Source organism: Novosphingobium sediminis (assembly GCF_007991615.1).
GTDB classification, from domain to species: Bacteria; Pseudomonadota; Alphaproteobacteria; order Sphingomonadales; family Sphingomonadaceae; genus Novosphingobium; species Novosphingobium sediminis.
Window position 1 is genome coordinate 1 of record NZ_BJYR01000047.1, and the last position, 8,239, is coordinate 8,239.

The 8,239-nt window shown below is 62.2% G+C and carries 14 protein-coding genes; 7 read left to right on the forward strand and 7 right to left on the reverse strand.

Translation table 11 applies throughout. The features are described 5' to 3' along the window. Window positions 1–710 (forward strand): DJ-1/PfpI family protein (locus NSE01_RS20900; protein ID WP_307726007.1); only part of this gene is annotated, 710 nt, incomplete at its 5' end. Window positions 711–717: 7 nt separating this feature from the next. On the opposite strand, the gene NSE01_RS20905 is transcribed toward NSE01_RS20900, so the two are convergent. The 5 genes from NSE01_RS20905 to NSE01_RS20925 all read right to left on the reverse strand — a co-directional run bounded on the left by NSE01_RS20905 (window position 718) and on the right by NSE01_RS20925 (window position 3,712). Then, window positions 718–1,332 (reverse strand): glutathione S-transferase family protein, encoded by a 615-nt coding sequence (locus tag NSE01_RS20905; protein WP_147161495.1) that lies wholly within the window; start codon window positions 1,330–1,332, stop codon window positions 718–720. Window positions 1,333–1,487: 155 nt separating this feature from the next. Beyond that, the gene (locus tag NSE01_RS20910; RefSeq protein WP_147161496.1) at window positions 1,488–1,814 is read right to left on the reverse strand and encodes a hypothetical protein; all 327 of its coding nucleotides are present in this window, start codon (window positions 1,812–1,814) and stop codon (window positions 1,488–1,490) included. Next, on the reverse strand, window positions 1,807–2,010 hold the full coding sequence (locus NSE01_RS20915) for a hypothetical protein (protein WP_147161497.1): 204 nt from the start codon (window positions 2,008–2,010) through the stop codon (window positions 1,807–1,809). The genes NSE01_RS20910 and NSE01_RS20915 overlap by 8 nt, the downstream gene beginning before the upstream one ends. An 89-nt stretch (window positions 2,011–2,099) precedes the next feature. Further along, window positions 2,100–2,705: an outer membrane protein gene (locus NSE01_RS20920; protein ID WP_147161498.1), complete on the reverse strand. Its 606-nt coding sequence runs from the start codon at window positions 2,703–2,705 to the stop codon at window positions 2,100–2,102. Between the two features lie 110 nt (window positions 2,706–2,815). Then, the gene (locus NSE01_RS20925; protein WP_147161499.1) at window positions 2,816–3,712 is read right to left on the reverse strand and encodes a LysR family transcriptional regulator; all 897 of its coding nucleotides are present in this window, start codon (window positions 3,710–3,712) and stop codon (window positions 2,816–2,818) included. 163 nt (window positions 3,713–3,875) lie between these two features. Here NSE01_RS20925 and NSE01_RS20930 point away from each other — a divergent pair, with 163 nt between their 5' ends. Then, entirely contained in the window at window positions 3,876–4,487 is a 612-nt protein-coding gene (locus NSE01_RS20930; protein ID WP_147161500.1) for a glutathione S-transferase family protein, read from the forward strand. A gap of 168 nt (window positions 4,488–4,655) precedes the next feature. On the opposite strand, the gene NSE01_RS21410 is transcribed toward NSE01_RS20930, so the two are convergent. Next, complete coding sequence (locus tag NSE01_RS21410) at window positions 4,656–4,811, reverse strand: hypothetical protein (protein WP_170233926.1); 156 nt, start codon at window positions 4,809–4,811, stop codon at window positions 4,656–4,658. Window positions 4,812–4,827: 16 nt separating this feature from the next. Here NSE01_RS21410 and NSE01_RS20935 point away from each other — a divergent pair, with 16 nt between their 5' ends. The 4 genes from NSE01_RS20935 to NSE01_RS20950 all read left to right on the forward strand — a co-directional run bounded on the left by NSE01_RS20935 (window position 4,828) and on the right by NSE01_RS20950 (window position 7,042). Continuing rightward, window positions 4,828–5,460 carry a DJ-1/PfpI family protein gene (locus NSE01_RS20935; RefSeq protein WP_147161501.1) on the forward strand — a complete coding sequence of 211 codons (633 nt, stop codon included), beginning with the start codon at window positions 4,828–4,830 and terminating at the stop codon, window positions 5,458–5,460. Further along, window positions 5,457–6,050, forward strand: a complete 594-nt coding sequence (locus NSE01_RS20940) for a pyridoxamine 5'-phosphate oxidase family protein (protein ID WP_147161502.1) — start codon at window positions 5,457–5,459, stop codon at window positions 6,048–6,050. Before NSE01_RS20935 ends, NSE01_RS20940 begins: the two co-directional genes overlap by 4 nt. A 192-nt stretch (window positions 6,051–6,242) precedes the next feature. Continuing rightward, window positions 6,243–6,707, forward strand: coding sequence for a nuclear transport factor 2 family protein (locus NSE01_RS20945; protein WP_147161503.1), 465 nt, complete (start codon window positions 6,243–6,245; stop codon window positions 6,705–6,707). 8 nt (window positions 6,708–6,715) lie between these two features. After that, window positions 6,716–7,042 (forward strand): thioredoxin family protein, encoded by a 327-nt coding sequence (locus tag NSE01_RS20950; RefSeq protein ID WP_147161504.1) that lies wholly within the window; start codon window positions 6,716–6,718, stop codon window positions 7,040–7,042. A 76-nt stretch (window positions 7,043–7,118) separates the two neighbouring features. On the opposite strand, the gene NSE01_RS20955 is transcribed toward NSE01_RS20950, so the two are convergent. Next, the gene (locus NSE01_RS20955; protein ID WP_147161505.1) at window positions 7,119–7,316 is read right to left on the reverse strand and encodes a hypothetical protein; all 198 of its coding nucleotides are present in this window, start codon (window positions 7,314–7,316) and stop codon (window positions 7,119–7,121) included. A gap of 699 nt (window positions 7,317–8,015) precedes the next feature. Here NSE01_RS20955 and NSE01_RS21605 point away from each other — a divergent pair. Next, window positions 8,016–8,239: hypothetical protein (locus tag NSE01_RS21605; protein WP_218033316.1), on the forward strand; the 224-nt coding region annotated here is incomplete at its 3' end.

Below are 8,239 nucleotides of genomic sequence, written 5' to 3' on the forward strand. Positions count from 1 at the left end.
GGCGCTACATTGATGTAGCTTGGCAGTCGCAGGCGATTTGCGCGGGGATCGCAAGCCGGGGGGCCAGTTATCGCGGGGGGGAGCTCATGCGAAAACGCATACTGATTTTGTTGTCCAGTGGCTTTGAAGTCATGGAGGCCGCCTGTTTCACCGAAGTATTCGGCTGGGCCTCAATCTACGGCGAGATTCGCTTCGAACAGCTGTCGGTCGGATTGCGCAATCCGATCAGGACGACCTTCGGGTTCGACGTAATTCCCGAGGCACTGCTGCGTGACTTGGAACTCGACGATTTCGATGCGTTGGTCATCCCGGGCGGGTTCGGAGATGCCGGCTTTTACGAAGAGGCGCTGTCTGAGCCTTTCCTCAACGTTATCCGCGCATTCGATCAGCGGCAGGCCCCGATTGCGGCAGTGTGCGTCAGTGCCATTTCGCTCGCCGCCGCAGGTGTGCTCACCGGCAAGAGAGCGACCGTCTACCACCAGCTCGGCGGCACCCGGAAGGCCGAGCTGGAGAGTTACGGCGCCGTCTTCGTGGACCAGCCGCTGGTGATCGATGGCCACCTGATGACATCGACCGGGCCGGGCACGGGGATCGAACTGGCCCTCAAGCTGCTGGAGGTGCTATCCTCGCCCGGATTTGCGCAGGAACTGCGCGAGCGCATGCGCGTTCCCACCCCAAGCGCTGGATGGTTGCAGGCCCCGCAGGTTTGAGCGTCAATCATGCCAGCTTGGCAAAGGCCCGCCGGGTCGCATCGCGCTTTTCGATCTTCTGAACCCAAGCTTCGAGGATCGGGAAATCCTTGAGATCGATCCCTGCGTAGGCAGCGCTGCGAACCCATGAGAAATGGGCAATGTCGGCGATCGAATAAGTCTCACCGTTGAGCCATTCGGCGTCGCGCAGACGCGCCTCGATAAGGCCGAGATATCGGTTTGCCTCACCGTGAAACCGCCCGACCGTGTAGGGATCGGGCGACTTCAGCGACCGGAAATGTGCGGCGTTGCCCATCATCGGCCCGAGGCCCGCCACTTGCAGGAACAGCCAGCTCAGGGTCTGACCACGCGCGGCAGCCGTGGCACCTGCAAGGCCCCCGAACGAATCGGCAAGATAGAGCAGTATCGCGCCGGATTCGAAGATGGTGACAGGCGCATTCCCGCCGTCATCGTGGCGAATGACCGGAATCTTGCCGTTGGGATTGATCTGCAGGAATTCGGCCGAGCGGTATTCGGGCGAGCCCATCGGCATTTTGTGCAAGCGATAGGGGATACCCAGTTCCTCCAGCGCGATGGGAACCTTGATGCCGTTGGGTGTGCTGGCGGTGAAAACTTCGATCATCGGATTTGTCCTGGTCGAATGGGATCAGAGGATGCGCAAGAGCACTTCGGGTGCTGCGTCCCCGAGGACCTGGTCGCGCAGGAATTCCCCGAGCACGTCATCGGCTGGCCCGGACAGGGGTGGGCCCCATCCCAGCAGGCTTGCCAGGGCCCGGATCATCGCGGCTTCGAAGCGAGGATTCGCTTCGCCTTGTTTTCAATGGCGACGAGATCGTCCTGGGTGATGCCGAATTGCAGCGCGCGTGCGTGTGCCCGTGCAATCGCATCGCCCTCGCCAGCCTTCAATGCGCAGGCATAGGCGACAGCCGCGGCGGTTCGCGCCTCGAAGCTGCGCCCGCCGAGCGCGGCATCGATCTCGGCACCGGTCAGTCCCGACGAACGGGCCTCGCGTTCGAGCCTGCCGATCGTCTTGCCGCAGCCGCAATCGCCTAGCAGCGCCAACTTCAGTTGCGCCGTAACGCGGGCATGGAGCCGCTCAGGCACGATGCGTGCTCCGCCGGAGCGTCGGGGAAGCCAGCACCAGAGCGCGCTGTGCCGTCGCGAGACCAGCTGCGGCGACGATGTTCAGCAAGGCTGCTGCAAGCGACCCGCCAACAAGGGCGGCGATGACAGTCGTCTGCCAGCGAAACAGCCATTCCGACTGGATGAGATGGCGCATTGCGAAAGTGATCTGAGACATGGGCGTTCCCCGGCATCCTCCGCAGCGCCATCCGGTAAACGGGGGACTCTGCGGAGGGGCTCATGGATGGGAGGGAGATATTGCGAGCGTCAGAAATTGTAGCTCACACCGACCAGCGTCTGGTGGCGGTCAAACTGTCCGCCATTGCTGCCGAGGTCGGTGTAGCGGTACTCGGCGCGGGCCGAGACATGCTCGGAGATCGCGTACTCGAGGCCGCCGCCGACTTGCCAGCCGTCGAGATTGTCCGAGGCCGTCACCGGGCCGTTGAGGCCGCTCAAGGCAGTGCGCACGCGGGTGTTGGCATAGCCGCCGCGGACATAGACCAGCGCCTTGTCGGTGACGAGATAGCCGGCCCGCGCAGACAGGTCGAAGCTGTAGCGCGGGTCGATGGTCAGCGACTTGCCAGCCGAAGCTGCGCGGACGGTGTCGTTGATTGCCGCGCTGAAACCGGCTTCCGCACCGACAACGATCCGGTCACTCGCCTTGAAGTTGTAGCCAGCATAGCCGCCGAGCACGAGCGCATCGCGTGACGTCTCGGCCGTGATCGGCTGCGCTGCGACACGGTCGGCGATCTGGCTGCGTTCCCAGCCGGCAGTCACGCCGATGTAGGGTCCGTTAAAAGTGTCGGCGTGAGCGGGAGCCGCAGCAGCGCCGAACGCGGCGAGTGCAGCAATCGTGATCAGAGGGAACTTCATCATTCTTCTCCAGTTGGATCCCGGTGTGGGGGTGAACTGGAGATAGGCTCGTCATGGGGTAGAGATAATTGGGAAATCGCGGAAGATATTGTTCCTGAAAATGGAACAAATCAATTGATCGACCGGTTCGCCCGCAGGCGGTCCACGGCGAGATCGACGAAAGCGCGCACTTTGGCCGAGGCTCTTCGGCCTTCGGGGTGCACCACATGGACCGGCAAGGGCTCGTCCTCGAATTCGGACAAGACAGTCTGCAAGTCGCCATCGATCAGCGCTTGCCCGATCTGGTAGGACAGCGGCCGCGCCAGACCCCAACCGAGCTTGGTCGAATTGAGCACCGCCCCATAGGTGTTGAACAAGAGCCGCGGCGCAACCCGCACCACCGGTTTTTGCGGGCCGCCGAAGCGCCAGTCGAGCGAGGCCCACGATGTGGTGCTGACGATAATGTTGTGCTTGGTCAGTTCGGAGGGGTGCCGGGGCACGCCATGCTTCTCGAAATATGCGGGCGCGCCGCACACCACCCTGCGCACTGCACCTACGCGTATAGCGCTGAAGCTGGAATCGGCGAGCTCGCCGATGCGGATGCCGATATCGATTCCCTCGTCCACCATGTTGGTGATCCGGTCGACGAACAGCGCGCGGACATTCACGTCGGGGTTCTGATCAAGATACTCGGTCAGGATCGGAGCGATGTAGTCCTGCCCGAACAATGCAGAGGCGGTGACGGTCAGCACGCCGGTGGGCTTGGCATAGGAGCCAGCCGCCGCCGCCTCGGCCTCGACGATATCGGCGAGGATACGGCGGCAATCGTCGAAATAGCGCGTACCCGCTTCGGTCAGTTTGACCGTCCGGGTGGTGCGGATGAAGAGCCGCGCGCCGATCTGGTCTTCGAGCGATGCCACGGCCCGGGTGACCGCTGGCGGGCTCATGTTCAATTGCCGCGCCGCTTCGGCAAAGCCGCTGGTTTCGGCGACCTTCACAAAAACCTGCATCGCATGAAAACGCGACATAATTTCCATCCCTAATGTGAAATCACGTCGGTTCTAGGCGATAACTGCATTCAGCGGAATAGTGACTTGCATCCTTCGAAGGTTCTGATTGCGCCTTGGTGAGCGCATCTGGTGGCTCGCCGGATGGCTCGGTTGCCATTCGTTCTTGCCAAAGGATGCAGTCATGAAGCTCTACTTTCATCCGATTTCCGGCCATGCCCACCGCGCCCGGCTGTTCCTGTCGCTGATTGGTGCCGACGTCGAAATCGTCGACGTCGATCTCGCCAAGGGTGAACACAAATCGCCCGAATATCTCGCCAAGAACCGTTTCGGGCAGGTTCCGCTGCTGGAAGATGACGGCGAATACATCGCCGATTCCAATGCGATCATGGTCTATGCGGCCAAGAAGTTCAGCCGTACCGACTGGCTGCCTGAAGACCCGATCGGCGCCGCCCGGGTGCAGCGCTGGCTTTCGGTTGCGGCTGGGCAGATCGCCTTTGGCCCGGGCGCAGCCCGCCTCGTGACGATCTTCAAGGCAGGCTTCAACCCCGAAGAAGTCATCGCCCGCGCTCATGGAGTGCTCGCGCTGATCGAAGCGGAACTTGCGGCACGCGACTGGATCGCCGCCGACCGTCCGACGATCGCCGACCTCGCACTCTACAGCTACATCGCACGCGCGCCGGAGGGCAATGTCGACCTTTCCGCCTACGCCAACGTCAACCGCTGGCTCTCGCGGATCGAAGGCCTGCCGGGCTTCATCGAATTCGGAAAGACCCCGGTCGGCCTCGCGGCCTGATCAATGCGCTGCCGGGGCTGCCTGAGGGCGGCCCCGCAGCCTTGCCAAATGGGGCAGGCACGCACTGACGCAGCCACCATCGCCGTTCCACGAAGATGAAGTCGCACTGCAAAACGCTGTGGGTGTGGCCAAGCGGATGGAGGCTTTTGGCCGCCGCGTGGTCCGCGATCACATGCCCGAGCAGCACCGCGAACCAGCCAGCGCGGACAGTCTACCCACAATTGCAGAAAAGCCGGTGCCGATCAGGCGCTGATCTGCTGCGCCGTGCCCGCCGACCCGTCTGCTGGCGGCAGCGACCGCCTGATTCTCGATCTGAAACTTCATCAGGGAGCGACCATTCATGACCAAGAAAGTGCTTTTGCTGCTCGCCGAGGGCTTCGAGCCGCTTGAAGCGGCAGGTTTCACCGATGTCTTGGGATGGGCGAACATCGACGGCGACGAACCGATCGAGCTGGTCTCGGCAGGTCTGCGCCCGCGCCTGCGCGCCACCTTCGGCTTTTCGGTCATTCCCGATGCGCTGGTCAGCGATCTCGATCTCGACAGCTTCGATGCGCTGGCCGTGCCGGGTGGGTTTGACGGAGCCGGCTTCTATCAGGATGCCCTGTCGGAAGAGTTCCTGGCGGTGATACGCCACTTCGAAGCGCGCGGGAAGATCGTCGCCTCGGTCTGTGTGGCCTCGCTTGCGCTCGGCGCGGCGGGTATCCTGCACGGGCGCCGGGCGACCACCTATCATCAGTTAGGAGGCAAGCGAAAGGCCCAGCTGGAAGGCTACGGCGCGCAATTCATCGACGAGGCGATCGTCATCGACGGGAAGCTCATGACCTCGACCGGGCCGGGCACTGCCGTCGAAGTGGCCTTCGCCTTGCTGCGCGACCTGACATCGAAGACAGTCGCAGACCGGATCCGCCAGCTTATGCGCGTGCCGCGTCCTGATGCGACATGGCAGATTGCGCCTCAGGTCCCGACAGCATGACCCCGCGGCCCACGGATGTCGCGTTCACGGCTTCGGTCAAGGCCGCGCAGGCGCGAAAGGGATCCCGCGTCATCTACGAAGGGATGGAGATGGGCCGGTCGCTGGAGGATCTGGCGCCCTTCATTTCTGCCGTCCGCAGCTTCTATCTCGCCACGGCGAGCGCCGAGGGCCAGCCCTATATCCAGCACCGCGGCGGCCCGCCGGGTTTTCTGCACGTTATCGACGACCAAACGCTCGCCTTTGCCGATTTCAAAGGCAACCAGCAGTTCATCAGTACCGGCAATCTCGCCGAGAACCCGCGCGCTTACATCTTCCTGATGGACTACGCCCGGCGCCAACGGATCAAGATCTGGGGAACCGCGCGGGTAGTGGAGGGCGACGCGGCGCTCGAACAACGCCTGATGCCGGAAGGCTACCGCGCAAGGCCAGAACAGGTCATCCTGTTCGAGGTCGCGGCGTGGGACTCCAACTGTCCGCAGCACATCCCACAGATGTTTCATGCCGACGACGTGCGCAAGGCACTGGAAGAACGCGATGAAAAGATCGCGATGCTTGAAGCCGAGGTCGCGTCATTGCGCAGGCCGGAATAATCCGTTTCACCCTTCCACTGTTCTCGGCCCGGCCGCCGCCGCCTAACTTGCAGTAGTTATCGGATCCCCCCTTCTCTCTCCCGATAACCTCGCGCGGATGCTTCCCCCGATCCCATCCGCTCCCTGACCGGGCGGGGCTACTCCCTCCCCCCTCCGCCCGGTCTTTTTCGATGCCCAGCCAAGGAGCCTGCCATGACCCGCCCCCCGTTGCCCCCCTTCACCGAAGAAACCGCGCGCGAGAAAGTGCGCCTGGCCGAGGACGGCTGGAACAGCCGCGATGCCGCCAAGGTGGCGCTCGCTTACACCGAGGACACCGCCTGGCGGAACCGCGCAGAATTTCCGCGCGGGCGCGCCGAGGCGCAGGCGTTTCTCGAACGCAAATGGGCCAAGGAGCTCGATTACCGGCTGATCAAGGAACTCTGGGCCTTCACCGGCAACCGGATCGCCGTGCGCTATGCCTATGAATATCACGATGAAGGCGGCAACTGGTTCCGCGCCTATGGCAACGAGAACTGGGAATTCGTGGAGGACGGCCTGATGCGCCGCCGCTTCGCCAGCATCAACGAACACCCCATCACCGAAGGAGAGCGCAAGTTCCGCTGGCCGCTCGGCCGCCGGCCCGATGACCATCCCGGCCTGTCGGATCTCGGGCTCTAGGTGCAGCAATGTCGCGGGAGCTGACCGCCTCGACCTTCAAGGCCGCAGTGATCGATGCGGGTCATCCCGTCCTCGTCAGCTTCTACGCGGACGGGTGTGGCCCGTGCCGGATGCAAGCCCCCATGCTTGAGACGCTGGAAGCCCGATTTCGCGGCACGGCCACCATTTTCAAGGTCAACGCGGAACATAGCCCCGAACTGGCCAGCCTGTTCGGTGTGCGCTCGGTGCCGACCATGCTTCTGTTTGCCGGAGGGAAAATCGCGGGCCGTTTTGCAGGACTGACGAACAGCCACGATCTGATCACGGCCATGCTCGCCAGCCTTGACGATTGCTAACCTGCCGCTCTACCGGGTCTTCCGAGCCGGAGAGGGGCGGGCAGCCACCATCTGCTTGCGCACATCCTCGCGGTAATTACTGTTGCGAAGCGCCGGCAAGGCGGCCAGCACGGTCGCTTCCGAAGCGCGCGGCATTTGGCCCCAGCGCCTCGTCATAAGCAGCGATCCGAGTCGCCTTCTCGGCGTGAGCCATCAAGGCCGGCGGTGCCAGAACTACTCCGGTGAGCAAAAAACCGGCCAACGCCGCCAGAACCGCATCATTGTGCCTGCGCATCGCCAGACTCCCGTTTCGATTGCCCGCGTCATGCGGGACAATCAGGGGAGTAGCTTCGGCAGGTCTCCCCCAGAATGGCGAAACGGTGCAGCAGATCATTCCGGAGAATGGAATGCTCCAATCATGCGCGGATCGTGTTGCCATCAAGGCTGTAGACGCAATGGAACATTGCAAGCTGCCCGCGTTCTCATCGCGGTACGGGCGACCAGGTTGATGAGGTAGCAGGCTGCACCATTCACGCTTCCGGCCGCTCGTAAACGACGATGCGCATCAGCCGCAGGAGAACAACCATGGACCGAATACGGCCTCGGCACCTTCGCCACCCGCCTCAGCGCCTAAGTTTTAACATCCGCTTCAAAACAAGTTTCTGCAGAAATCAGAACGCCCTGTAAGTGCTTGATTTCTGGTAGCGGAGGAGGGATCTAGAAACCAACCATATAATATTGAAACGAAAATGTTTTATTAGATTTCACCCCCCAAATACCCCCACCGATACCCCCAACTAGGGATTTTTTCGACGAACCGAAATGCTCATCCGGCAAGCCGATTTGCTGGCCGGCCTGGCAGCCACTGTCATCGCTCGACATGACGACTGAGTCGAACTAGTTGAGGCGCACATATCAAGGCACCTCGCCGCCTGTGTGCCTGCACTTATCTCCTCGACAAATTTTGGTCGGACTGGAAATTCATGACGCGGTCTTGGACAATGCAAACTGCTGGGCAGTTTCTATCGCGGCGCAAGCGCGCAAGCGCCTCATGCAGACGCTGGAGCTTTCAATAAAAGATCCGGTCTTGGCGCAGCACCGACGGCGCGAGAGGCATCAGCGGTATGGATCGTTGATTTTGATGTCACAGGAACCGCACTTACGACCGATTTTGTCGCTTACGCACGGCAAGACCAGCGGCGATGACGTCCCAATACA

What these genes read in the sequence shown, in the direction of transcription:
- NSE01_RS20905 (WP_147161495.1), bottom strand. Translation starts at nt 1,332, where the DNA reads ATGATCGAAGTTTTCACCGCCAGCACACCCAACGGCATCAAGGTTCCC.
- NSE01_RS20915 (WP_147161497.1), bottom strand. Translation starts at nt 2,010, where the DNA reads ATGTCTCAGATCACTTTCGCAATGCGCCATCTCATCCAGTCGGAATGG.
- NSE01_RS20920 (WP_147161498.1), bottom strand. Translation starts at nt 2,705, where the DNA reads ATGAAGTTCCCTCTGATCACGATTGCTGCACTCGCCGCGTTCGGCGCT.
- NSE01_RS20925 (WP_147161499.1), bottom strand. Translation starts at nt 3,712, where the DNA reads ATGTCGCGTTTTCATGCGATGCAGGTTTTTGTGAAGGTCGCCGAAACC.
- NSE01_RS20930 (WP_147161500.1), top strand. Translation starts at nt 3,876, where the DNA reads ATGAAGCTCTACTTTCATCCGATTTCCGGCCATGCCCACCGCGCCCGG.
- NSE01_RS21410 (WP_170233926.1), bottom strand. Translation starts at nt 4,811, where the DNA reads ATGAAGTTTCAGATCGAGAATCAGGCGGTCGCTGCCGCCAGCAGACGG.
- NSE01_RS20935 (WP_147161501.1), top strand. Translation starts at nt 4,828, where the DNA reads ATGACCAAGAAAGTGCTTTTGCTGCTCGCCGAGGGCTTCGAGCCGCTT.
- NSE01_RS20940 (WP_147161502.1), top strand. Translation starts at nt 5,457, where the DNA reads ATGACCCCGCGGCCCACGGATGTCGCGTTCACGGCTTCGGTCAAGGCC.
- NSE01_RS20945 (WP_147161503.1), top strand. Translation starts at nt 6,243, where the DNA reads ATGACCCGCCCCCCGTTGCCCCCCTTCACCGAAGAAACCGCGCGCGAG.
- NSE01_RS20950 (WP_147161504.1), top strand. Translation starts at nt 6,716, where the DNA reads ATGTCGCGGGAGCTGACCGCCTCGACCTTCAAGGCCGCAGTGATCGAT.
- NSE01_RS20955 (WP_147161505.1), bottom strand. Translation starts at nt 7,316, where the DNA reads ATGCGCAGGCACAATGATGCGGTTCTGGCGGCGTTGGCCGGTTTTTTG.